This is a genomic window from Enterobacter mori (assembly GCF_025244905.1).
Lineage (GTDB): Bacteria > Pseudomonadota > Gammaproteobacteria > Enterobacterales > Enterobacteriaceae > Enterobacter > Enterobacter mori_A.
The window spans coordinates 909779-935224 of the sequence record NZ_CP104285.1 but is presented as its reverse complement, the minus strand read 5'-3'; the positions used below and the strand labels follow the sequence as shown (position 1 = coordinate 935224).

Below are 25446 nucleotides of genomic sequence, written 5' to 3'. Positions count from 1 at the left end.
ATGCAGGGCTGCGAGGGGGGGATTTGTTGCAGATAGGTGTAACAAGGGGATAACTCCCGGCCAACGCAAGCGTTGACCGGGAGTCATCATTAGCGCTTCGCGTTCAGCTCAAAAATATCTTTCGGCGTGGTGCGACAGCACCCGCCGATTAATTTCGCACCCGCCGCCAGCCACTGCGGTAAATAGCCGGCCAGGGTTTCACAGGCTTCACCGTGATGATGCCAGGTTTTGGTCACGGCATCGTAATGCTCGCCCGAGTTGGGATAAACCACCAGCGGCAGAGACGTCAGGCTATGCAAATACTTCAGCGCCACGGTGGTATTTTCCAGGGCGATACAGTTAATGCCCAGCGCGACAATTTGCGGGTTATTATCCAGCACCGTAATCACCTCACGCAGCGGCGTGCCGTCGCTCAGGTGTTCGCTGTCACGTAGCGTGAATGCGAACCATGCCCGGGCGCGGGGATACTCTGCCAGCAACGCCGCCAGCGCCTGAATTTCAGCAAAAGACGGTAAGGTTTCACACGCCAGAAGATCGGCCCCCGCATCGAGCAACGCTTCCACGCGCGGGCGGTGAAACGCCCTAAATTCTTCTGCACTGCGCACGTAATCGCCGCGATATTCGGAGCCATTCGCCAGATACGCGCCATACGGCCCAACGGAGCCCGCCACCAGCAAAGTCCCCGCACGCGCGTTTTCAGCCAGGTACGCTTCCCGTGCCTTACGCGCCAGCTCCACGCTTTTGCCTATCAGCGCACGGGATTGCGCCTCGTCGAGACCGCGCGCGGCAAAGCCCGCAGGGGTGGCCTGATAGCTGGCGGTGATCGCCACCTGGGCACCTGCACGGTAGTAATCAAGATGCACTTCGCGGATAAGATCCGGGTTTTCAACCAGCACTTTGGCAGACCAGAGGCTGTCTGCCAGGTTACAGCCGCGCGCTTCCAGCTCCGTTGCCATCGCGCCATCCAGCACCACGAAAGGCTGCTTTTCAAGGAGGGCGGTAAGCGGATTATTCTGCGACATGTTCAGGCTCCTGCGATGTCAGATTTCGGGTCAGGTAGTACGCACCATAACACAGGGCGACAAACGGCAGCCCGCAGTAAAGCGCAATGCGCTGGCTCGGATCAAACCACAGGCCGACACAGGCCACCACGCAGAGGATAAAGCCAAGCACCGGCACCAGTGGATACCACGGTGCACGGTACTGCAGCGCAGAGAGCGGCTGTCCGGACTGCAAATGACGACGACGGAAAACGAAGTGTGACGCGCAGATGCTGATCCATACCGCCACCACCGCAAACCCGGAAATTGCAGACAGCGCCACAAACACCGTGTCCGGCGCAATCACGCTTGAGAACAGCGCCAGCACGCCGCCGAGCATGGAAACCGACAGCGCCGTCAGCGGCACGCCGTTTTTGTTGACGCGGGCAAAGCAGCGCGGCAGCGTTTTCTCATTCGAGAGCGACCACAGCATGCGTCCAGACGCGTACAGGCCGGAGTTCGCCGCCGAGAGGATCGCCGTCAGGATCACAAAGTTAAAGATATCAGCCGCGTAAGGAATACCGACCTTTTCGAACACCAGCACGAACGGGCTTTTTTCTACCCCGGCCTGCTGCATCGGGATCAGCGCCGCCAGTACAAACACGGTACCGATAAAGAAGATAATCAGGCGCGCAATGGTGGTGCGGATCGCCACCGGAATCACCTTGTGTGGATTTTCCGTTTCCCCCGCCGCAATACCGATAAGTTCAGTCCCGGAGAAGGCAAAGTTCACCGCCACCATGGTCATCAGGATCGGCAGTCCACCGTGCGGGAACCAGCCTTCGGCGGTGATGTTGCTTAAGCCCGGCGCGGGTGCACCGTCCTGCATCGGGATAAAACCAAAGATCGCCGCCCCGCCGAGAATAATAAAGGCAATGATGGTGACGACTTTCACCAGCGAGAACCAGAATTCACCTTCAGCAAAGAAGCGCGTCGAGATGACGTTGAGGCCAAAAATCACCGCGCAGAAGACCACGCACCAGGCCCATACGGGCACCTGCGGGAACCAGTACTGCATACAGAACCCGGCGGCAGTAAAGCTCGAGCCGAGCGCCACCGTCCAGGTGAGCCAGTAGAGCCACGCCACGGTGTAGCCCGTCGCCGGACCCAGATAGCGGGCGGCGTAGACGTGGAACGCACCGGTTTCAGGCATCGCCACGGAAAGCTCACCCAGACACTGCATCACCAGCCAGACCACCAGCGCGCCAATCAGGTACGCCAGCAGCGTGCCCGCCGCCCCGGTCGTCGAAATGATATAACCCGTATTGAAAAATAACCCTGTGCCAATCACGCCACCCAGCGAAAGCATAATCAGGTGGCGTGTTTTCATAGTGCGCTTAAGCTGCCCATTTTCTTGTTGTGTTTGCATATTACCTTCTAAACGTATGGACATCTAAACATCCAAAGAAGGTTTGTTATACCGCGATTGTTAATAAAAAGCTAGCCAACCAGACGCAGCCTGGCACGCCGCGCGCTGAGTCGGGGATGGGTTGTGAGGATCACATAAAGAATCGGACGCCAGGCCATAAGCACCTCCGCAAGCAGATACTTACAGCATGGTGCGGGAAAAGGCGATCTTCGGTCAGTCGAAAGTGGTATCCGTGAAGCGCGGATTCATACCGCAATACCGTCTGCAGGCCGGGTAAGGCGCAGCCGCCGCCCGGCGGAAGGTTGGTAATTCTCGCAATAGGTTCTATAGTCGACACAGTTTCTTAGTAACAGGACTGACTGATGCGCTTTAACGGACTGACCAAAGGTTTCTTCATTTTTATTCTCGCCCTCGTCACCTGGGCCTTTTTCGACGTGCTGTCGCCCTACTTCTCCGCGATTTTGTGGGCCGCCATCCTGACCATCATCTTTAATCCGGTGAAAAACAAACTGCGCGCTGCGCTTGGCGATCGCAACGGGCTGGCCTCGTTCCTGACGCTGTGCCTCATCTGCCTGATCGTCTTTATCCCGCTGATGGTGATCCTCTCCTCGCTCGCCATTGAACTGAACGTGGTGTACACCAAGCTGCAAGCAAACAACACACAATTCCCGGAAGTGATCGCGAGCATCTTTAACCGCCTGCCGGACTGGGCCAGCGGTTTTCTGGCGGACCACAATCTGACTAACGCTGCGCAAATCCAGAAAAAACTCTCTGACGTGGCGCTGCAGGGTGGTCAGTATCTGGCAGGCAGCGCGTTCCTGATCGGTAAGGGGACGTTCGGTTTTGCCATCAGCTTCGGCATCATGCTCTACCTGCTGTTCTTCCTGCTCAAAGACGGCCCTTATCTGGTGCGCCAGATCCTTGATTCCCTGCCGCTGTCTGATTTCGCTAAACAGCACCTGTTCGCCAAATTTGTCGGCGTCTCTCGGGCGACGGTAAAAGGCACGGCGGTTGTCGCGGTGGTGCAGGGCACGCTCGGCGGTATTGCGTTTGCCATTGCTGGCATTGATGGCAGCGTACTTTGGGGCGCGCTGATGGCCTTCCTCTCGCTGGTGCCGGCCGTCGGCTCGGCGATAGTCTGGGTGCCTGCGGCCATCTTCCTTTTCGCCACCCACCAGCTGTGGCAAGGGCTGTTTATTGTCGGATTCTTCGTGATTATCGTCGGGCTGGTGGACAATATTCTGCGCCCGCTGCTGGTAGGCAAAGACACCAAAATGCCGGACTACCTGATTCTGATCTCCACCCTCGGCGGCATGGAGTTGTACGGCATTAACGGCTTTGTCATTGGGCCGCTGATTGCCGCGCTGTTTATCGCCTGCTGGAACCTGTTCTCAGGGCGCGATCACGAAGGTAACGCCGAAGAGCTGGACGCAGACTTCATCGAAGAAGGAAGAAACCGGCCAGATTTATGATGTTCTCTTCATTCCAGGCGGCTCTTTGCCGCCTTTCTTTTCACGCTAAATCAAACATTTTCTATAATTTGAAAAACGCTCCCCCACTCTTGTCGTAGAAGGATCCCACAGGTGCGAATCGCCGCGATAACAAACTGGGCCTACGGTGCCACGGTGTGCCTGACCCTCGCCTCTGGCATCGTTATGCTCATGGCATCCAACGCCGATAACGTTGAACGACAGGCCGTTAAGCAACGACAAGTGTTTGATCAGCTTACGGAAGAAATCGAGACACATACCTGGATGCTCTCAGATTTAGCGCGCCTGTTCGTCATCAAAAAAGAACCTTCTATTCTGGAAGAATATCGGCAAAAAGAGAGCGAATTAAAAAGCATAGAGCATCATCTGGTGCAATTAAAAGATAACGGCGCCTCCGGCGAAGAACTCATGCTGCTTCAGGAAGGATTAAAAATCATTGAGGAACTGCAGGATGAGCAGCAAACCGCACTCGACAGCATAGCCCGTGGCGAGCAACAGCAGGCTATTGCCCTGCTTTACGGCCCTGTCTACGAACAAGAGATGGAGCGCGCGCAGAGCCAGATTGATCATTTCCGCCAGATACTGGATAAGCGCATCATTGCCGACGTACAGGCGGCCACCAAAACATCGAAAGCACTGCGTACGGTGTCGGAAATGATGGTCGGCCTCACGGCCCTGCTCTTTCTGTTCGTGATGGGCTTTATTCTCAAGCGTCGAGTGCTTCATCCGGTGGTTCGGCTGAGCGACGTAGTACACCGGCTGGCTTCGCAGGACTATGCCGTTGAAACGCCGAACTTTACCCAGATTGATGAAATAGGCGATATGGCCCAGGCAATCCGCATCTTCCGCGAGAACGGGCTGGTGCGACAGCAACTGGAAAAAGAGCGCGATGCCGACTGGGCGATCCGCGAGCTGCTGGCTCGTATGACCCAGCGGTTGCAGGGCTGTGAAAACCTCGCCGATGTTATTAATGTGGCAGAGCTGTTTGCGCCCAATATTGCGCCAGGCGTTTCCGGGCGGTTATATATTATTGATCGCGAACCCTGGCAGATGCGCTGCGCAGCAGAATGGTTGTCCCCGGAGGGTGACATACCCGCATTCCATCCGGACGAATGCTGGGCCGTCCGGCGCGGGCAAAGCCATCCCCCGGTGAACGGTGAGCCGGACATTGGTTGTTATCACCTGCCAGAATCGCAAGCACACTCGTCCCTGTGTGTTCCGCTCATTGCGCAGGGCGAAGCCATCGGCCTGCTCTCTTTCCAGAACATCACGCCTGAAACTGCGCCCTCCCGCGCTTATCTTGAACTTATGGCCGAAGCGCTGGGGCTGGCGCTGGCCAACCAGAAGCTACGCGATGCTTTACTGGAAAAAGCGCTCTTCGACCCGCTCACGGGTCTGCGTAACCGTCATCACCTGGAAGATACGCTGCGGACGCAAATGGCGCAGGCCATGCGAAGCGAGCAACCGGTAAGCTGCCTGATGATCGACATCGATCACTTCAAGAGCATTAACGACCGCTTTGGTCATGAAGCGGGTGACCAGGTCATTAAAAGCGTGGCGTCGATTGTTCAGCGCGCCGCGCATAATACGGGTATGGCCTTCCGCTACGGTGGCGAAGAGTTCCTGGTTCTGCTTTCCGGTGCCGATGAAGAAGAAGCGCATGCCTGTGCGCAGAAAATTTACAACGGCGTGCATGAGCTGTCGCTTCGCTATGGGCTGACCGAGATCGGTCCGGTGGATGTATCCATTGGTATCGCCAGCTACCCGCAACATGCCCAGAGTGACAGCCTGCTGCGCGCCGCGGATGTGGCCTTGTATCGGGCGAAAGAGCTGGGCCGCTCGCGGATAGTGAGCTTTGGGATGCTGGAAGCGAGCTAAGGGGGATGAGTCGGCCCCGGGTTCAGGGCCGTGTGATTGCCCAAAGCACCACCATGCCCAGCGAATTACTCCGCTTTTCCACGTATAGGGTGCTATCGATAAAATAATTCCCCTGCGGGTAACAGATGCGGATCTCTCTCTTGAGTTCCGGCTCATAGACTTTCGCCCCCGAACAGCTTTTTCGGCTGCCGGATTCATACCGATAAGGTTGACTCCAGGCAGAGTATTCTCCGCCCAGTAGCCAGGCCGCGGTAACGATGACGAAAATGACCACCGGTAGGCTGAAAATGATGAGGCCGAGGTAAATTTTGACAACGTCAACAACGGTTTTGCCTTTGAACGCTCTCTTCGCGATGAACATCGCCATCACCACCAGCGGCAGCAGCAATGCGCCAACCGCAAGAACCTGTTCTCCCAGGACGGTGAGAAAGGTCACGCGATAAATCTGGATTGACCAGACAACAAAACCGAATATCAACGCCAACCCGCCAACGATGAGTGGGATCAGAAAGGCATAGCTATCTTTTTTCATGGTGAACAGTTCCTTGTCATGCGTCAGCGGTCAGAAGGGCGATCATCGCGCGAGTGGCTGCCGACTGACGACGGTGCGGCGCGAAGATCACGGAGAAAGGCCGCGAGCGCCCGCGTAAATGGGGCAGCACTTCGACGAGCTGGCCGCGCGCTATCCTGTCGCGGACGATAAATTCATAGCTCTGGCAGATCCCCATCCCCTGTTCCGCCAGTGAAACCACGCCCAGCACGTCATCCGATATTTCGAAGGTTGAACGGGGCAGCCAGTCAACGTCGCGTCCATCATCCCGGAACACCCAGGGTGCAATGCGCCCCGTTCGCGGCATGATAAAAGGCAGACAGCGGTGCTGTTGCAGCTCATCCAGCGTCTGCGGGACGCCCGTTCGATGAAGGTAAGCAGGGGATGCCACCAGAAGCAATGCCGCATCTTCCAGCTTGCGCGCCACTAAGCCACTATCGGGCATCTGACCCAGACGAACAGCGAGATCGAATCCCTCCGCGATCAGATCGACGTTGCGATTGGTGATATTCAGTTCTACCTGAACGTGCGGATACTGTTGAGAAAAGCGAGCCAGCAGGGGCGGCAGACAATAGTGCCCGTAGGTGGTCGGAACGCTGATCCTCACACGGCCCGTCAGATCGCCCCCCTGACCACGACCATCCCGTTCGGCGTCATCAAGCAGGGAAAACGCCGCTCGCGCCTGCTCAAGATAAATTCGTCCGGCTTCCGTGAGCCCCACGCGACGAGTGGTGCGCTGTAATAGCTGTCGTCCAAGACGTACTTCAAGGCGGGACACCGCGCGGCTCAAGACTGAGGGGGTGGTTGAAAGGGCAACCGCAGCCGCGGTAAATGAGCCATGTTCAACGACAGTAATGAAGACTTCAACATCGCCGAGATAATCGAATTTTCTGCTCATTTTGCTCTTTCACGAACAAATGTTTTTCAATTTCGCTAATTTATCTCCGATTGAGCGATGAGTAAAGTGACCGCACTTATCACTGGAGCTACCGCAGGAATTGGGCTGGCTATCGCCAGCACGCTGGCGCGCGAATGATCGAGGCTGACGAAATAGCCGCTTTGGTCGCGCTGCTGGCAAGCCCACTCTGCGCAGCGTCTAACGGAGCTGCGGTACGCGTCGAGGGCGGCACGTTCCGCTCCATTCTTTGATACCGGATTAAGAAGCCGCTTCTTACTCTCTTCACCGGAGCATTTATGTCCCACTATACCCATACTTTCTCCGCCATTGCGATGGCGGTATTGTTTTCGTTCGCAAGCTGCGCCAGCGCGGCGAATCAGGTACCTCTTGAACGCTGGCGCAGCTATTCAGGCGTAAGCTGGAATACACCAGAGAACGGGCAGCCGGCGCTTTTTTCCGGGTCGGTTAATGCCCCAATCGCCGGGATTCACTTTGATGCAAAGGGCCAAGCCTTTGTCAGCACGCCGCGACTGGTTTCGGCCAGTGCCCCCGCCACGTTAAGTATTCTGGATACCCGCACTCAGTCGGGCCCGGCGCGCCTGACGGCATTTCCGTCACGCCAGGGTAATGCGGTAGATTCTGCTCCCGATCGGAACCTGCGCAACGTGCTCGGCTTTTATGTTGATCGTAAGAACGGCTGGTTATGGGCGCTGGATATGGGGTTCGTCGCGGGAGAAGCGGAATCCCCCGCAGGCTCGCAGAAACTGGTCGTGCTGGATCTCGACTCGGGTCGCACGGTTAAACGGATCCCACTGGACGGCGTGGCTGACCGTAAGGCGAGCTTCCTCAATGATGTCGTTGTCGATGAAGATCGTCGTATCGCATACATTTCCGACAGCGGATCGCGAAGTGCGCCTGAAAACCGTGTCGGTCTGATCGTTGTGGATTTTACCGCCGGCGCAGCCCGACGCATGCTGGATCGCCACCCTGCCCTACAGATTGAACCCGGCGTAAAAGTCGTTTCCCACGGTGTGGAAGTGTGGCCGGGTAAACCGCTGCTGATTGGCATCAATGGCATTGCGCTTTCTCCCGATGCTGAGACATTGTACTGGACGGTGACGACGGGAAAACATGCGTACGCGGTACCAACTGCCGTTCTGAAGCAGCCTGGCTCAACCGATGCGCAGATTACCGGACAAATCCAGAATCTGGGCACAGTGGGAGGCAACACGGACGGTCTGGTGACCGATGCAAAGGGCAACCTCTATATTACGGATGTCACCCGCAACGGCATTGTCAGGTATGAGCCGAAGACCCGTACAATGTCGCTTATTGCTGAAAATGAATCCGTACGCTGGCCAGACACGCCGGCTATTCGTCCGGACGGTGACCTGATCTTTACCTCAAGTAGCCTTAATGACCACTTTGCTGGAGCGGTCAAACCCGGTCATGAACGCTACGAGCTATGGCGTTTGCCACTCGATGCTTCACCGGGCACGAAAAAGTAACGGTGCACTACGCTGGACAATCGCTGAATATGACGACGCCGCCCATTGGGTGGCGTTTTTTTTACCTGTCCATGACAGATACAATCTTTGCGGTGAGAAAATAACACCCAATTAAAGCGATCGTTTTTTAAACGCAAGAGAGTTTATTCAAGTCAGTTTAGCGTGCCTCAAAAAAAAGAGGCGTTGTATGTGATTCAAACACCCCCGCCCAAAACAACGCAAGCCATTGATTTTACTACGCTTAATCTTCACATAAGTACAGAAGTAATAGCGACTCAATAAAATACATAAACTACTGTGATAACTAAATTATAATTCATATACTTCTGTTCAAAAGTGGAGGCCATAATGCGATTAACCCTAATGCTGGTATGCTGTCTGGTACAGAGTTTAGCCTGGGCTGGCGAACTGCCAAAACCCGTTGGAAAACCCATTTTGACGATTTACGGTAATATAGAAAATACCAATGAAGAGGGAAAAGCAGTGTTTGATCTCGCCAGCCTTGAAAAACTGGGTATGGTGAGTTTTGAGACGACATCTCCCTGGTACACTGGCCGTACAAAATTTGAGGGCGTCCCAATGGGCAAACTCATGGATTATGTTGGCGCGAAGGGTTCTGTCGTTAATGTTATTGCGCTCAATGATTACGCTACCGAGATCCCTCTCAGCGACTTTAAAAAATACAACGCCATACTTGCCTTAAAGATCAATGGCGAATATATGCGCATTCGCGATAAAGGCCCATCATTCATTGTTTACCCTTATGACAGTCTTCCTGAATTGAATAATCAGATTTATTACTCGCGCTCGGCATGGCAGGTTAGCAAAATGAAGATTGAATAGCAGTTCAGGAGAACATAATGAACAGGATACTGGTTGGTATCATTTTTTCTCTTTTTATCACGACAGGATATATTGCATTTCTTGTTTACGATCGTCAGCAAGAGTTGCAAAAACTGACTCACTACACTGAGTCCTGGTCCGTGGCTCAACTGGTATCAGAGTATTACCGATTTGAATCATGGCTTGGTCTGTACGCAACCGATACCGATGAGGTTACCATAGACCAGGCCCGCATGCGCCTCGAAATTATGCTCAGCCAGGGTGAGTTAATGAAGGGGGGAGATTTAGGTCGCTATATTGAAAGCGATAAAACGCATCAGGCGCTCGCTGCACGCCTGGAAGAAATACTGTCTTATCTGGATAGTCATCTGGAAAAAATGAGCCATGCAGAGTTAAAAAAATATTTGGCTAATATGCATCTGCTCGATGCGCCACTCAGCCAACTCTCTTCAAGTGCGTTAACAAAAGATATTAATACGATTAATGAATCCAATAGAAAAATACAAATACTCTATTATATCTATTCCGCACTTTCGTTACTTCTGGTGATATTAAGCTTTATTCTGGGGTTCTTAATGATCTACCAGAATAAAAACATTCTCAAAGCACACATGCAGGTTAAAAGCCTTGCTGACGAACTTCAGATATCAAAAGAAAAGCTGCAAATTCAGAACGCGAAGCTGGAGTATGATGTTTATCATGACTCCCTGACCGGCATGAAAAACCGCCTTTTCTTCTGGGACGATCTCAGCAAAATTAATCTTCAGGCAGACAAAAACCACATCCCTGTCACGGTGATGTTATTTGATTTAGATCGGTTCAAAGAGGTCAACGATACCTATGGCCATGATGCCGGTGATTTACTGTTGAATCAGGTATCCAGACGGCTCACCTCAATGAGCAGCGCCACTGATACGTTTTACCGTTTGGGCGGAGACGAGTTTGCCCTTCTGTCGAGTGGCCTCACCGAAACGGCAGCCGTTTCGCGCGCAAAAGAAATCAGTAATCATATCAGCCAGCCCTATACGATTAATAACCAACTGATAAAAATTGCCACCTGTGTGGGTATCGTTTTATCTGATAATGAACGACGCTCTGATTATCTTTATAAATTTGCCGATCTGGCGCTCTACGAGGCCAAAAAAGAGGGTTCGCAGCAGATAAAAGTCTTCCGTCAGTGGATGCTGCAAAAATTGCAGGAAAGCAGAACCCTTGAACATGATATGGCGCTGGCGCTCGATAACAATGAATTCGTTGTTTATTACCAGCCTATTGTCGATTCTTTCAGCAATGAAATTTACGGCTATGAAGCGCTTATTCGCTGGAAACACCCTGTGAGGGGAATTCTGTCGCCGGATAGCTTCATCTCCGTTGCCGAAAAAACAGGCAAGATCAATGAAATTGGCAAAATTGTGCTTGAGATTGCCTGCCGTGAAGCGGTTTCCTGGGCCGTTCCGGCAAGAATTTCTGTGAATGTCTCACCGATTCAGCTGGGCAGCAAATCGTTTACGACGATGGTGCAGTCCATTCTGAAAGAGACAGGACTACCGGCTAACCGCCTTGAGCTAGAGGTTACCGAGTCTTCGCTCTTCAGTGACAGCAACATGCCGATCAGTATTCTTAAAAAGCTGAGATCGTTGGGCGTAAAAATTTCTATCGATGATTTCGGGACGGGATATTCTTCACTCTCAAGACTGAGTGAACTGAATTTTGACAAAATCAAAATAGACAAATCCTTTGTGAATTCTATATCCACGCAAAATGAAGCACTGAACATCGTTAAATTGATTACCGGCATGGCCAAGAGCCTCAATATGCGGGTCATTGCTGAAGGCGTTGAAACCGAAGAGCAGCTTGAACGTCTTCAGGTGCTTGGCTGCGATCTCGTGCAGGGATACCTGTTCGGAAAACCTCAGCCTGAGGTTAACGAGGTAATCAGGTGTAGTTGAATGGGTGTTAGGGCTGTTTATTACCTAAATCCATTATAATAATCAAAGGGTTAAAAATGAAAAAAACAATGCCGGAATTTACGCCTGTTGATTTATCTCGTTGGGCAAGGAAAGAACATTTTGAGGTATTCCAGTCATTTGCTGAGTGTACAATTAACCAAACGGTTCTGATCGACATTACCGTGCTGCGAAAACATATCAAAGAGGTCGGCTGGAAGTTTTACCCGACGATTATTTTTCTCCTTTCTAAAATCATGAACCGACATCCGGAATTCCGTATGGCCATGAAGGACAATGAGCTGGTTATATGGAATGAAATCCATCCAAGCTATACCATTTTCCATCCCGAAACGGAGACCTTTTCGTCATTGTGGAGCCACTACGACGGCAATATGCATCACTTCCAGAAAACCTATGCAGAAGACGTTGCACGCTATGGACATAACCTTTCTTACTGGCCGAAGGAAGAGTCCCGGGAAAATGTCTTTTTCGTATCGTCGATTCCCTGGGTAACCTTTACGAACTTTAATATGAATATTGCGCACATGAAGAACTTCTTTTCACCTATGTTCACGTTTGGAAAATACTACGAGCAGGATGGAAAAGTGTTGTTGCCGCTGGCCATTCAGGTACATCACTCCGTGTGCGATGGTTTCCATGTGGCAAGGATGTTCAATGAGTTGCAGGAGCTGTGTGATGGTTTGCCAGGTCAGTCTGTAGCGGCTCACTAAAATTGGCCACCTGAATAGAGGTGACATTGAGACAAACGAAAGCAGAGGGCTATTTTCACCCCTCTGTGGCCCCTGTTTTATTTCTGGTTTCGCACTGCAAGCAAGTTGGATAACGTTTTCCGAACCGGATCACACTTTTCCGCTTTACGGATGCCCCTGATAAAACTGCGTGTTATCATTCACCCCGTAAATACCTTTCAACTCTACCCGAGGCTTTGATGCTGGAGAATGTAATCATCCGATAATCAGCTTCCCGACCTTTTCAGGCCGGACTGATTATCAATGCGCCGAAATCGAATGCGGACACCGCTATGTGTTTGCACGTTTTGCACATGATGATTAAACAGGTTTTCCAGTATGAATTTATCCCGTCAGGAACAACGTACCTTACACGTTCTCGCCAAAGGTGGCCGTATTGCGCACGTTCGCGATGCGTCTGGCCGCGTCACCGCCGTTGAATGCTACACCCGCGAAGGGCTGTTGCTGACCGACTGCACCCTTGCCATCTTCAAAAAACTCAAAACCAAAAAACTGATCAAGTCCGTTAACGGCCAGCCCTATCGCATCAACACCACCGGGCTGAATAACGTTCGCGCACAGCTTGATAACCGCTAAGGAGAGCATGATGGATATCAGCACCCTTATTTCCGCATCCCGACACATTCAACTGTCGGCGGAGGAGAGCAAAATCCCCTGGGACGAACCGGCCTTCAGCCAGCGGATGCTGGCAAATCATTTGTCGCAGGAGCACGACTGGGCCAGCCGCAGGCAGGAGGTCATTGAGCAACAGGTCGAATGGATCGCCAGCCAGTTACCCCCTGGCGCACATATCCTCGATCTCGGCTGCGGCCCCGGCTTTTATACCCACCGCTTAGCGGAACGCGGATTTCACTGCACCGGCGTGGATTTCTCACCGGCATCCGTGAGCTGGGCCCGTCAGCAGGCGCAGAATGCCGGATTGAATATCGACTATGTTCAGCAGGATATCCGCGCATACTGGCCGGATAAATCGTTCGATTTCATCATGATGACGTTCGGGGAACTGAATGTGTTTAGCGCGGCGGATGCGCGCTCACTCGTCAGCCGCTGCGCGCTGTGGCTGGAGCCGGGTGGCAGGCTGCTCGCTGAAGTTCATACTTTCGACGAAGTTAAACGTCAGGGAATGGCTGAACCGAGCTGGCAACGCTGTCAGGACGGGCTGTTTCTGGGCGTCCCTCATTTGCTGCTGACAGAACATGGCTGGGATGAAGAAGCGCAGACCAGCTCAACGCAGTTCTGGGCCATAGAGGCAAACGGTCACACTACCCGTTTCGGCAGCCAGATGACGGCCTGGCGCGATGACGAGTACGTCAGCCTGCTCGGTAATGTCGGTTTTACCCTGCTTCCTCCTCCTGAAAGCCACGACTGGCCAGTCAGCAAGACATTTGAAGGGAAGCTGTTTGTTTTGCTGGCCGTAAAAGCAAAAACATCAGAGGAACTTCCTCTTAATACTCAACGCAATAAAAGGAATTCCACATTGGATATCCCACGTATTTTTACAATTAGTGAAAGTGAGCACCGTATTCATAACCCGTTCACCGAAGAGAAGTACGCCACGCTGGGTCGTGTGCTGCGCATGAAGCCGGGCACCCGCATTCTTGATCTCGGCAGCGGCTCGGGCGAGATGCTCTGCACCTGGGCCCGGGATCACGCCATCACCGGTGTCGGTATCGACATGAGCCAGTTGTTCAGCGAGCAGGCCAGACGCCGCGCGGAAGAACTCGGCGTCAGCAGCCGGGTTCAGTTCATTCATAACGACGCCGCCGGATATGTGGCAGAAGAGAAATGCGATGTGGCCGCCTGCGTCGGCGCAACATGGATTGCCGATGGGTTTGCCGGGACCGTCGAACTGCTGGCGCAAAGCCTGAAACCGGGCGGGATCATGCTTATTGGCGAACCCTACTGGCGTCAGCTACCCGCGACGGAAGAGATTGCCCAGGCCTGCGGCGTCAGTTCGACAAGCGATTTCCTGACGCTGCCAGGGCTTGTCAGTGCGTTCGACAACCTCGGCTACGACGTGGTGGAAATGGTACTGGCAGATCAGGAAGGCTGGGACCGGTATGAAGCCGCGAAATGGCTGACCATGCGCCGCTGGCTGGAGGCCAATCCTGACGACGACTTCGCCGCCGAAGTCAGGGCCGAGCTAAACGTCTCGCCGAAACGCCACGTGACCTACGCGCGGGAATATTTTGGCTGGGGCGTGTTCGCGCTCATCGCCAGGTAACATCAGGTTCCCGGTATTTCTGACTGGAGATACCGGGAGCTTCGCCTTTGCTTTGATCTGATGCATCACCTGCACAATACATATTCAGTGAATTGGCAAATCACACGGTTCATAATCCAGCGGCGCAAAGCGGCTCATACCGTACGCGTTGAGAAAGGCTTCTCACTGTTTAATGACCTGCTGGTATTCCTTGTTTCCGGTACCGAACTCACGTACCGGTCTCTACCTGTCGAGCGTTTAGCTTCATGGGGGGTATCTCCTTTAGACCGAACAGATATACCCCCAAAATGATGTAGATTAAGGGGTACTTCGCTAGACCTCAAAATAATGAGCAAGGGCGTAAAGCTAGAATATAAAGTGCTCCATAGGACTTGAGTAGAATTTGAGAGATGCTTGAATGGTGCGATAACAGGAGCAAAACATGAACACAACCAATTATTTAATAAGAGAAAAAATAAAACAAGACAATAAGATGCCCCCATCACCATTGATTGTAAATGTTGGGGGCGCTTACAAGTTAACTTGCTAATTTGGCGCACAGCCTATCATATATGGCCAAAAACTCATCGCCATCTTGGGTAAAGAAGCTTTCCCTTAATTCATCAAATGTTAGCGAACAAAAATGTTTATGAGTAACCCTTTTTCCTCCTAATCTTATTGTCAAGGCGTGATTTTTGCATATTGCTTTTACATCACACCACTCATCTAAAATTAGGGATGAACCAGGAACCAACCTCTCTAAAGATTTTCCTGTGAAATAGTTTTCTATTTCTCTCCTTCGTAACACATTAAAATCCACATTTTCTACAAAGCCCATCTGCTCAAGTTCTTTTTTATTTGGAGATTCATGCTCTTTACTTTCTTTATCTGAATCCAACACAATAAAAAATGGCTTGTTGAATTCTTTAATAAGATCAAGCGTCACCCAGTGCTTGATACTGCTACACCCACCAATAGGAATAGTTAAAATACCAAGCTCTTCGAAATGATTTGGGATAATCGTTTCTTCATGGTACTTTTTACTAAGGTATTTAAATGCTGTACAATCATCTATACCTTCGAGTAAAAGTAATAATTTAGATTTCTCTATAGCTGGGAAGAAAGTGCTATCGGGTTTTATACCTAGATCATTAGCTATCTCCAAAACGTTATCTACTTCAGCATGATAACGATAGTCACCATTTTCTTTTATCACGTGATGTAAATGTCTTTTACATGATTTAGCTACTATGACTGGCGAATGTGTTGTTATGATAACCTGATATCCACTTTTGGTAATATCAAAGAGTTTATCAAAAAGATTTTCTTGTGCTGATGGATGAAGGAAAGTTTCTGGTTCCTCAAATCCGAATATTATATTTTGATGTTCAACTTCTTCAGCAAGGCTTTCAAAATAAGCCATCATAGTGATACGTCTAAAACCATCACCTCGATTGCTAAGAGGAATTGCCCCTTTATCAGAGATTGACTCAAATGATGTGCTTATTATTTTTGACCAATCGAAGTCAACTCTAGCTCTTACCTGCTCAGTTGCTGGTACTACTGCATTTATTTTAGCTGTTATTTTGTCTAATACTTTTTGTAAACGTAAGCGTATAATTGTTTCCGATTCAGAAGTGTCAATTTCATTTTTTATTGTAGAAAGTGCTAAATCTCTAAAATAATTTTGTATTTTTGTATCACTTTCGTCCAGCGATGAGTCTGCTACAAAATATTCAAACCTAGGCATTAATTTTTTTAATTCTGCCTCGACTTTTTTAATCCTATTTTGTCCTTGAGTAGGAACTTTATCGAATATGTAATGATATTCATAACTCATCTCAATATAATATGACAATAACTTTTCACGTTTTTCTGTATTGCTAAAAGCTTCAACATCTTTTTTAGTTGCAATGCCTTTATCTGTTTTAATACCAGCTTCAGTACATGCCTTTATCAGTTGGGTTTCAGTCATTCCAAAAAAATCTTTATCTCCATAACTACGTCTTTGTATAGATATTTCAGGGGAAATTTTCCCAACTTTAGTCCCATCCCAAGTTTTTCTATACAAAATCAAACCATCTTGATTAACGAACCCTTCTTTTTGAAAAGTAGTTATAACTGTGTCGTCTATTACAATACCATCATCATTTGGTAAAAAGCATAAAGTGATTTCACAATATTTCTCAGTTTCGTTATTCAAAAATTGCGGGTAAAAGGTTCTGTTATTGATGAATAGATCCAATGCCTTGAGAATCGTTGATTTACCCGCATCATTTTTACCTACTATGACGTTAAGTTCTTTAATAGGAACTGTTATTTCTTCTTTAATCCCACGAAATCCTTTAATGCAAACTTTTTCTAATCTCATTATTTTTTCCTCAGAGGAGCTGTGTGAGCAATAAAAAGCTAGCACATAGTGTTTTATCTTTGAATACCTGTAATTTTATATACCTATGACTTAACTCAACTTTTGCAGAAGTAAAAATTTTCTAACCTGACAAAAATTGCACTACACCGCACCCGCCTGCGGTTTTCAGATCGCAAAAAATTTTCAGTTGGGATTTTTTAAAAATGATAGCGCCAGGCCGCGCCACAACTGGGGATATATAGTGAGTAGGGAACTGAAAAGAGTGAAAAGAATTTCATCTTTTTTCAGTTCAGCTTTACTCCAACATCGTCATCGCTTTAATTAAGCCATTGATAGTAAAGAGATATAAAATATTAGGTGAGATTTTACATGATAACTAACGGCACACTTAAAAGTTATCAAACTGATTCTTAGATACATTTTTGCTTAAGCAACTGAAATTTAATGAACTGAAGCCGGGAAAATTTTAGTTACTCCCGGCGAGCCGTTCACTGACTCTCTTTGGCTGCCAACAGGAGTTCTAATGCTTTTTGTCGCTCGTCCGGTGGCAGGGCATCCATTAGCTCTTTAATCCGTCCCTGGCCACTCAAGGCGCTGGGACTAATCGTGTGCGAGAAGGAAACGTTCATCACAAACGTATGCCCACACTCTACATTTGAGCAATGACAGTAGCGGCCTTGCGTCACTGCACTGCTTGTTGTTGTGAAGTACGTCACTGTGTGGGTCGGCCTAAGATATTTTGGGCAGATCCTTGCTAAAAGGATGAGCCTGGCGCAGACGGTCTGGCAGCTCAGCTATAGAGCTGAGGATATTTTAAGCCGGAGGATGTAAACCGTGAGGATAAAGAGACGGGCCCCCTACGGGGGCGGGTTGTGAAAGTATTTCCTGTTGTCTTCGACCTTATTGCACGTAAAATGACCAGACACATTTTGGGAAGGAGTCTTTAATGGATATCGCGCTGCTCAACAGGGGTTGGAACAGAACATGGTCAGATACCATGGTGAATCTTGAAGCCCGGAAACTCGTCGAAACAGCAAACCGGCTGTCAGCATTCTATTTACATGATGGTCTAACACGAATCAAGTTTGTCGAAGAGATAAAACAGGTCGTAGAGAAAGAATTTGAAACCTCACGACGGGCGAAAACCGATGAAGAATGCATTGTATGCATCAAAAATCTGCGTGCCGAAACGGATAATCTTCACGAACAAGAACGCCTGTTAAGAACCAGAGCCGCACAGCTTTACGCGAAGGTTGAGTTTGTTAAGGAAAATAATAAAATTGTCGGTTACATGATTTCGGCAATCCATATAGTGGTATCTGGGGCAGCATTATTTGGTGGAATGGTTATGATGTCCACTATGAACCCTGTCGGAGTTCTTGCAGGTGCAGTTTTATTCGTTGATGGTATTAACGGTATAACAAAAGAAGCAAGCCAACTTCGCTATGGTGAACAATCCAAATCGGAAGGAATTTTTGCTGATGGCGCAATGAAGACCGCACAGTTTATGGGGTTTAGCCCAAGAAATGGGTTAGCTCTTTATAATACGGTGACTCTGGGGGCGAGTGTCTATAGTATCTTCGGCTTAGCAAGGAAACCAGGAGCCTGGCGATTATTCCGTTGGCTGCCGCGTGATTACTACCGAAAAGTTGACATAATGAGCAAGCCAAAGTTAACGATGAAAATCGCTGGATATGGTGTCAAAGCGAAAGTCATTTTTGATCTTCTGGCTACTGATAACAGTACTGATTAGGATTTATTCGCCCTACAGAATCGCCAGGATTTATACGCAAGCACAGGCGGTTGTATAAAAATTGCAACCGCTGCTCCACAAGAAAGGCCAATAGCACCAGAGAAAACACTCTGCTCAGATGCGAATATCACCAGAAAAATGAATACAGCAAGGCAACCGGATACAACCCACACAGCAAGAATAAAACGCCTGGCCAGGTCCCTGATGACATTCCCCAACGTTCCACCATAGCTTTCAACGTTGTTCTTTATCTTCTTCAAATCCGATGGTGTAAACCCTGAACGTAATAACGCTTCATCAGTCACTTTCATATCGTCTTATCCCTTATCTTCCAAAAGTGTTTTCCCAATCGCTGATTGTGCAAGTAATCATACTGATGAACTTTACAGCAATCCAGCCGAAACTTTTCGGCAGACTCCATCTCCTTTTTCTTATCTTCTGGGTGGTGCCAAGACATTACGACGATTTAAGGTTAACGATCACATGATGTGACGTTTATGCTTTTTAACAGATTCCAGACAATAGCAGCCATAAAGCCCCGTTAGTGGTAAGGAGACAAGCGGAGCTGTTAGGCGACTACATCAGGCCAACCTGGTTGGTTTCGCTTTGCGAAAGTCACCAGTGACCAAATCAGGTTGTCAGAAGGATCACACCTTATCAGGATGCTCATGTACCTTTCGGAAGTGAGCGAAGCGCTGGCAGAGCCTGCATGTCCTGTGCAGGATTTACCACTATTAGCCAGTTTACGCAGCCACAAGGCCGCACCTCGGGCTTAAATGCGTATGATTAATCTGTTTCGGGAGGATTTAGAGACGTTGGCAGCGTCATCAACTTCGAGTTGATAGCGGTTCGTGGGGACTGTTCACGCTTTGTACGTGTTCGAGCTTTACAACTACAGGCCGCTACGTGCAAACATCCCTAAATCGCCACTGTTAACCATAGCGGCAACTGTTGGTCATAGAATCCCTTAAAAAAAGATCGTAACTTGAGAGCGAAAGTCTCTATAACTGATTATTTTTAATGGATTTTGTTGTGTGAGTGCCGATAATAGGAGTCGAACCTACGACCTTCGCATTACGAATGCGCTGCTCTACCAACTGAGCTATATCGGCCCTGAGAGGCCGGTTACGAGTGTAACCACGGGGCAAAAGGTTAGATCTAACCGGGTGATGCGTCAATGCCCTTTTGAATCAAACGGCTACTTTTGCATCACCCGCGTTTATTTACGCACGAATCGTATCGTCACCGAAGCCGATCCACTTGTACGTGGTCAGCGCTTCCAGTCCCATCGGACCGCGCGCGTGCAGCTTTTGCGTGCTGACAGCCACTTCTGCACCCAAACCAAACTGTCCACCATCGGTGAAGCGGGTGGAGGCATTCACATACACCGCGGATGAATCCACTTCGTTCACGAAGCGATCGGCATTGCGCAGCGTGCGCGTCAGGATCGCGTCCGAATGCTGGGTGCCGTGTTCACGAATGTGCGCAATGGCGTCGTCGAGATCAGCAACTACTTTCACGTTCAGATCCAGCGACAGGAATTCGTCGTCGTACTGCTCCGCTTTGACGGGAACGACGTTAGCCGGGCCATCCTTAAGCAGGGCGAGCGCGTTGGCATCGGCGTGCAGCGTAACGCCGCTCTCCGCCATCTGCTTGCTCAGGGCTGGCAGAAAGGTGTTTGCGATGTCCTGGTGCACCAGCAGCGTTTCCACCGTATTACAGGTGCTTGGACGCTGGGTTTTGGCGTTCACGATAATCTTCAGCGCCGGTTCAATCTCTGCACTGTCATCCACCACGATATGACACACGCCGATACCGCCGGTGATCACCGGAATGGTCGACTGCTCGCGACAGAGTTTGTGCAGACCCGCGCCACCGCGTGGGATCAGCATGTCGATGTATTTGTCCATGCGCAGCATTTCGTTGACCAGCGCGCGGTCTGGGCTCTCGATCGCCTGTACGGCCCCCGCCGGTAAGCCACACTCTTCCAGCGCCTGCTGGATGACCTTTACCGTCGCAGCGTTGGTGCGCCAGGTCTCTTTTCCACCGCGCAGAATAGCGGCGTTACCGGTTTTCAGGCACAAAGAAGCGACGTCAACGGTGACGTTTGGGCGGGCTTCGTAAATGACGCCGATAACGCCGAGCGGCACGCGGCGGCGCTCAAGACGTAAACCGCTGTCGAGCAGCCCGCCGTCGATTACCTGCCCTACCGGATCGGCCAGATTACAGACCTGACGGACATCGTCGGCGATGCCTTTCAGGCGTGCCGGCGTCAGCGCCAGACGGTCAAGCATCGCTTCGCTCAAACCGTTGCGACGGGCTTCAAGCAGATCCTGCTCGTTGGCGAGCAAAATTTCCTGGGACTGTGATTCCAGATAATCAGCGATTTTTTCCAGCACGCGATTTTTCTCACGGCTGGAAAGGAGCGCCAGTTTGTAAGAGGCGGCCTTCGCGGCTGCGCCCATTTGTTCCAGCATGTTCTGGCTCCTTAACGAATAATCATGTCATCGCGATGCACGGCAACCGGGCCATACTCGTAGCCCAGAATGGCATCGATTTGCTGCGAATGGTGGCCCGCGATACGGCGCAGCGCGTCGCTGTTATAGCGGCTTACGCCGTGGGCGATGTCGCGGCCTTCGAGGCTACGGATGCGGATCACTTCACCACGGGAGAAGTTGCCTGTCACGCTTTTAATTCCTTTAGGAAGTAATGAACTCCCTCGTTCCAGAATCGCGGCAGTGGCCCCTTCATCGACGACGAGTTCGCCAGCAGGAGGCGCGCCAAATATCCAGCGTTTGCGGTTTTCCAGCGGGGATTCCTGGGCGTGGAAGCGGGTGCCGACAGAGATGCCTTCCATCACGTCGCCAATCACGCCCGGGCGACTGCCCGCAGCAATGATGGTGTCGATACCGGCACGGCACGCGACATCGGCGGCCTGCAGCTTGGTGCCCATACCGCCGGTTCCGAGGCCTGAAACGCTGTCACCGGCGATGGCGCGCAGGGCATCATCAATGCCGTGAACATCGGTAATCAGTTCAGCTTCCGGGTTAGAACGCGGGTCGGCGGTGAACAGCCCCTGCTGATCGGTCAGAAGCAGAAGTTTATCGGCACCGGCCAGAATCGCCGCCAACGCAGAGAGGTTATCGTTATCACCTACTTTAATTTCAGCGGTGGCCACGGCGTCGTTTTCATTAATGACCGGAACAATATTGTTGTCCAGCAGCGCACGCAGCGTATCGCGCGCGTTCAGAAAACGCTCTCTGTCTTCCATATCCGCACGCGTCAGCAGCATCTGCCCGACGTGAATACCATAGATAGAGAACAACTGTTCCCAGAGTTGAATGAGTCGGCTTTGTCCCACGGCGGCCAGCAGCTGTTTTGAGGCTATCGTCGCGGGGAGTTCGGGGTAACCCAGATGTTCACGCCCGGCGGCAATCGCCCCGGAGGTCACGATAACAATACGATGCCCTGCGGCATGCAGCTGAGCGCACTGACGTACAAGCTCAACAATGTGGGCGCGATTAAGGCGGCGCGATCCGCCTGTTAATACACTGGTACCGAGTTTTACCACCAGCGTCTGGCTGTCACTCATGATTCTCTGCCGTTCAACGATAAGGGAAAATGATGTCGAACGAACGTTTTAACAGGACTCAGCCCCGTTGCCAACTGCCATAGCACATAGCAAAACACTTTGTTGCGCGGGATCAGGAAGCGTAGCGGCTGATTTTGACAAATTTATTACTGAAAAATTAAAACATACTTTTTTAAACATATTCTTAAATTGTCATAAAACGTTCACCCGCGGACGATAAAACCCTTCCTGTTTTTTCACGGAACATAAGCGTCGGCTTAGCGTTCAGCGAATATTAGCGCGTATATAAAACTCAGGATTGAAAATGAAAAAGAGCACTCTGGCATTAGTGGTAATGGGCGTTGTGGCTTCCGCATCTGTTCACGCAGCAGAGGTTTATAATAAGAACGGTAATAAACTGGACGTGTACGGCAAAGTAAAAGCAATGCACTACCTTAGTGATGATGACGCTAAAGACGGTGACCAGACGTACGTGCGTTTCGGCTTTAAAGGTGAAACGCAGATTAACGATCAGCTGACGGGCTATGGCCGTTGGGAAGCAGAATTTGCCGGAAACAAAGCAGAGAGCGACTCTTCTCAGAAAACGCGTCTGGCGTTTGCCGGTCTTAAATTAAAAGACGTTGGTTCTCTGGATTACGGTCGTAACCTCGGGGCGCTGTATGACGTCGCATCCTACACCGACATGTTCCCTGAGTTCGGCGGCGATGGTCTGGCGCAAACCGACAACTTCATGACCAAGCGTGCCTCCGGTCTTGCTACCTATCGTAACACCGACTTCTTTGGCGTGGTGGACGGTCTGGATATGACCCTGCAATACCAGGGAAAAAATGAAAACCGTGACGTGAAAAAGCAGAACGGGGATGGCTTCGGTACGTCTCTGAGCTATGACTTCGGCGGCAGCGATTTCTCTGTAATTGGCGCGTATGCCAGCTCCGATCGCACCAACGAGCAGAACCTGCTGACACGCGGTGAAGGTAAAAAAGCCGAAGGCTGGGCAACGGGTCTGAAATATGATGCCAATGATATTTATCTGGCTACTATCTATTCCGAAACCCGCAATATGGCCCCAATCTCCGGCGGTTTCGCGAATAAAGCGCAAAACTTCGAAGTGGTTGCGCAATATCAGTTTGACTTTGGCCTGCGTCCATCCGTGGGTTATGTGCAGTCTAAAGGCAAAGACATCGAAGGCATTGGCGACGAAGATATCGTGAAATATATCGACGTGGGCGCAACCTATTATTTCAACAAAAATATGTCCGCGTTTGTTGATTATAAAATCAACCAGATTGATGACGACAATAAACTGGGTGTAAGCAGCGATGATATCGTCGCCCTGGGTCTGACTTACCAGTTCTAATCGTGTGGAAATAAAAAAACCGGCTTGATGCCGGTTTTTTTATTGTCGGGGATTAATGCGGTCTGGTGCCCTCAACCGGACCCTCTCCCACAGGGAGAGGGAGAAGACTATCAGGCGGTCAGCTTAACCGCCTCGCTGGAAAAATCATCCGCAGGCTCCAGCTTCAGATCCAGCGTTGCCAGCAGCGCGCTAGCCTTGCCGAGGTACTCTTTCAGCGTATGTTCCAGGCGGTCGATCACTTCCTGATCTTTAATAGGCGCCGCTTGCCAGTAACCGTCTTTGTTAAACAGGCCAAACTGGTAGCTATAGGTAAAGCGTTTTTCCTCTGCTTCCATTTCCATCCACCAGCCCCAGAATTCACGTTTTTCGGGTGCAGGCTTCACGTTGACGCAAACAGCCAGGCAGTCGAAAAAAAAGCGATTCTCTTCACACTGATCTTCTCGAATATACGGGCCAAGAGCCATGAACTTCTTGATCAGTCTACTTTTCGGATGTCCACTCGGTAACGTCATTGCGATCTCCTTTTGTGAAGCCACTGTTTTACCAAACCATCAAAATTTAGCAATCTATTAACACAATCTCTGCGCGATCCAGCGTGTAATCTCTTTTAACGCCTTGTCAAAATTCTGATACACCGGACTGAATGGCACTTCAAGCAATTTGCCATCCGAAGATGACGACGTGATTAATCGCGACTCCTCCTCCGGGCTGAAGGGATCGTTTTTCCAGAAACCTGACAGCATCGGCGTTGGGCAGCGGCGTCCCAGCAACCCCTGCGTTTTTAACGAGTAACGATTGAGCTCAACGCGCAGCGCTTCGTCTGATGCATCATGCATGCCAAGACGACTAGCCAGCACATCAAGGTACATCTCCGGTACGCTGCCCTGACGGGCAGGATCGCTGAGCAGTGCGTGAACCACCGGACCCAGACAGGCCACAGCCTTCAGGCGTGAGGATTCAAGATAGGCCAGACGCACCGCAACGTTCGCCCCAAATCGGAAGCCAAAAGCCGCCACGCGGGTATGGTCAACCCAGGGAATATTCTCCAGTGCTTTAAGCGCATGCTGGTGCAGCAGGCTCGAATCCTGAGTCAATTTCCACTTCGACGAGAAGCCAATAGAAGGCATGTCAAGCGTCAGCATCGCAATCCCTTTTGGTGCAAAGTAGCGCTCAAAAAGGCTGTAATAATCGATTTGCAGGGAATCCAGCCCACCGCACATCAGTACGGTCGGGAACGGGCCGTCGCCTTCAGGCATATGCAGGAACCCGGTGACGGGTGCGCCACCTGGAATGTTGAATTCAAGCTCGCGCATCTGGCCCGGCAAACGCTGCGCCGCCTCTTCATATGCACGGTTCGCCAGCGCCTGGGCCTGCTCTGCCAGTTCATCACCTTTCAGATGTGGATACGCGGCAATGGCATAGAGATTGGCCGCATGCAGCCAGTGCTTGCCGCTACGCGTGGCATCCTCTTCCTGGCTGGCTTTTTGCTGCCAGAGCATCGCCTGCTTCGACCATTCATAGATCCAGTTGCCGCCGCGATAGCCCACCACCGTATCGTAAAGCTCGCTGTCGGTCCGTTCAGATTCGCTCATGACGATACGCGCCTGCACGTCAAGGATTTCACGCGGATCGATACCACGCCAGATCCACATCAGGCGGTTAATCATGCGATACCAGTGGGGCACGTTTTTACCGTCTAACGCAGACTGGACGGCAGGCATGGTCCCCGGATTAAACCGACGCACCAGCGTCGACGTTTCAGGGTGTTTGAAACGGGGTTTAAAAAGAGTTTCGGTGAGATTCGCCTGCGTCATTGCGTTGCCTCCATGGATACGTCATATAACGTCCATTGTAACGCGTGGCAGGATAAAAAGA

At 50.8% G+C, this 25446-nt stretch carries 20 protein-coding genes, 1 tRNA gene and 2 pseudogenes; 11 read left to right on the top strand and 12 right to left on the bottom strand.

What is annotated here, in order from left to right; genetic code table 11:
* Nucleotides 1-89: 89 nt before the first annotated feature.
* Together mmuM and mmuP are read right to left on the bottom strand one after the other, a co-directional pair.
* Nucleotides 90-1022: a homocysteine S-methyltransferase gene (gene mmuM / locus N2K86_RS04390; protein WP_260660598.1), complete on the bottom strand. Its 933-nt coding sequence runs from the start codon at nt 1020-1022 to the stop codon at nt 90-92.
* A complete protein-coding gene (gene mmuP / locus N2K86_RS04385; RefSeq protein ID WP_182946367.1) occupies nt 1009-2409 on the bottom strand; it encodes an S-methylmethionine permease in 1401 nt (466 codons plus the stop codon). The genes mmuM and mmuP overlap by 14 nt, the downstream gene beginning before the upstream one ends.
* Before the next feature lie 362 nt (nt 2410-2771).
* On the opposite strand from mmuP, the gene N2K86_RS04380 reads away from it, so the two are divergent.
* Nucleotides 2772-3881 carry an AI-2E family transporter gene (locus N2K86_RS04380; RefSeq protein WP_260660597.1) on the top strand — a complete coding sequence of 370 codons (1110 nt, stop codon included), beginning with the start codon at nt 2772-2774 and terminating at the stop codon, nt 3879-3881.
* A 111-nt stretch (nt 3882-3992) separates the two neighbouring features.
* Complete coding sequence (locus N2K86_RS04375; RefSeq protein WP_260660596.1) at nt 3993-5777, top strand: diguanylate cyclase; 1785 nt, start codon at nt 3993-3995, stop codon at nt 5775-5777.
* A gap of 22 nt (nt 5778-5799) precedes the next feature.
* On the opposite strand, the gene N2K86_RS04370 is transcribed toward N2K86_RS04375, so the two are convergent.
* Entirely contained in the window at nt 5800-6309 is a 510-nt protein-coding gene (locus N2K86_RS04370) for a hypothetical protein (RefSeq protein ID WP_256460048.1), read from the bottom strand.
* A gap of 16 nt (nt 6310-6325) precedes the next feature.
* Nucleotides 6326-7225, bottom strand: coding sequence for a LysR family transcriptional regulator (locus tag N2K86_RS04365; protein WP_126817347.1), 900 nt, complete (start codon nt 7223-7225; stop codon nt 6326-6328).
* Between the two features lie 128 nt (nt 7226-7353).
* Between N2K86_RS04365 and N2K86_RS22625 the strand changes: the two are divergent.
* From N2K86_RS22625 to N2K86_RS04335, 7 genes and pseudogenes are all read left to right on the top strand, one after another.
* Nucleotides 7354-7476 (top strand): annotated as a pseudogene (locus N2K86_RS22625) (short-chain dehydrogenase); the annotation flags it as partial.
* A gap of 45 nt (nt 7477-7521) precedes the next feature.
* Nucleotides 7522-8733: a major royal jelly family protein gene (locus tag N2K86_RS04360; RefSeq protein WP_260660595.1), complete on the top strand. Its 1212-nt coding sequence runs from the start codon at nt 7522-7524 to the stop codon at nt 8731-8733.
* A gap of 348 nt (nt 8734-9081) precedes the next feature.
* Nucleotides 9082-9576 (top strand): molybdopterin-dependent oxidoreductase, encoded by a 495-nt coding sequence (locus N2K86_RS04355; RefSeq protein WP_010427922.1) that lies wholly within the window; start codon nt 9082-9084, stop codon nt 9574-9576.
* Between the two features lie 17 nt (nt 9577-9593).
* Nucleotides 9594-11525 carry a bifunctional diguanylate cyclase/phosphodiesterase gene (locus tag N2K86_RS04350; RefSeq protein WP_109492526.1) on the top strand — a complete coding sequence of 644 codons (1932 nt, stop codon included), beginning with the start codon at nt 9594-9596 and terminating at the stop codon, nt 11523-11525.
* A gap of 56 nt (nt 11526-11581) precedes the next feature.
* Nucleotides 11582-12256 (top strand): type A chloramphenicol O-acetyltransferase, encoded by a 675-nt coding sequence (catA, locus tag N2K86_RS04345; RefSeq protein WP_260660594.1) that lies wholly within the window; start codon nt 11582-11584, stop codon nt 12254-12256.
* Between the two features lie 357 nt (nt 12257-12613).
* Entirely contained in the window at nt 12614-12871 is a 258-nt protein-coding gene (locus N2K86_RS04340; protein WP_260660593.1) for a YjhX family toxin, read from the top strand.
* Nucleotides 12872-12878: 7 nt separating this feature from the next.
* On the top strand, nt 12879-14519 hold the full coding sequence (locus tag N2K86_RS04335) for a class I SAM-dependent methyltransferase (protein WP_260660592.1): 1641 nt from the start codon (nt 12879-12881) through the stop codon (nt 14517-14519).
* Nucleotides 14520-15036: 517 nt separating this feature from the next.
* Here the strand turns inward: N2K86_RS04335 and N2K86_RS04330 are convergent.
* On the bottom strand, nt 15037-16869 hold the full coding sequence (locus N2K86_RS04330) for an ATP-dependent nuclease (RefSeq protein WP_260660591.1): 1833 nt from the start codon (nt 16867-16869) through the stop codon (nt 15037-15039).
* Nucleotides 16870-17357: 488 nt separating this feature from the next.
* Nucleotides 17358-17540 (bottom strand): annotated as a pseudogene (locus tag N2K86_RS04325) (ogr/Delta-like zinc finger family protein); the annotation flags it as partial.
* A 275-nt stretch (nt 17541-17815) separates the two neighbouring features.
* Here N2K86_RS04325 and N2K86_RS04320 point away from each other — a divergent pair.
* Complete coding sequence (locus N2K86_RS04320; RefSeq protein WP_260660589.1) at nt 17816-18622, top strand: DUF4225 domain-containing protein; 807 nt, start codon at nt 17816-17818, stop codon at nt 18620-18622.
* On the opposite strand, the gene N2K86_RS04315 is transcribed toward N2K86_RS04320, so the two are convergent.
* From N2K86_RS04315 to proB, 4 genes are all read right to left on the bottom strand, one after another.
* Nucleotides 18619-18933, bottom strand: coding sequence for a hypothetical protein (locus N2K86_RS04315; protein WP_260660588.1), 315 nt, complete (start codon nt 18931-18933; stop codon nt 18619-18621). The two genes, N2K86_RS04320 and N2K86_RS04315, sit on opposite strands and share 4 nt — an antisense overlap.
* 728 nt (nt 18934-19661) lie before the next feature.
* A tRNA-Thr gene (locus N2K86_RS04310) sits at nt 19662-19734 on the bottom strand.
* 111 nt (nt 19735-19845) lie between these two features.
* A complete protein-coding gene (gene proA, locus N2K86_RS04305) occupies nt 19846-21099 on the bottom strand; it encodes a glutamate-5-semialdehyde dehydrogenase (protein WP_260660587.1) in 1254 nt (417 codons plus the stop codon).
* Between the two features lie 11 nt (nt 21100-21110).
* Complete coding sequence (gene proB / locus N2K86_RS04300) at nt 21111-22214, bottom strand: glutamate 5-kinase (protein WP_089598125.1); 1104 nt, start codon at nt 22212-22214, stop codon at nt 21111-21113.
* Nucleotides 22215-22518: 304 nt separating this feature from the next.
* Here proB and phoE point away from each other — a divergent pair, with 304 nt between their 5' ends.
* Nucleotides 22519-23571, top strand: coding sequence for a phosphoporin PhoE (gene phoE, locus N2K86_RS04295; protein WP_260660586.1), 1053 nt, complete (start codon nt 22519-22521; stop codon nt 23569-23571).
* 110 nt (nt 23572-23681) lie between these two features.
* Here the strand turns inward: phoE and crl are convergent, their stop codons facing one another.
* Both crl and frsA read right to left on the bottom strand, forming a co-directional pair.
* On the bottom strand, nt 23682-24083 hold the full coding sequence (gene crl, locus N2K86_RS04290; protein ID WP_260660585.1) for a sigma factor-binding protein Crl: 402 nt from the start codon (nt 24081-24083) through the stop codon (nt 23682-23684).
* A 57-nt stretch (nt 24084-24140) separates the two neighbouring features.
* Nucleotides 24141-25385 (bottom strand): esterase FrsA, encoded by a 1245-nt coding sequence (frsA, locus tag N2K86_RS04285; protein WP_260660584.1) that lies wholly within the window; start codon nt 25383-25385, stop codon nt 24141-24143.
* Nucleotides 25386-25446 lie beyond the last annotated feature (61 nt).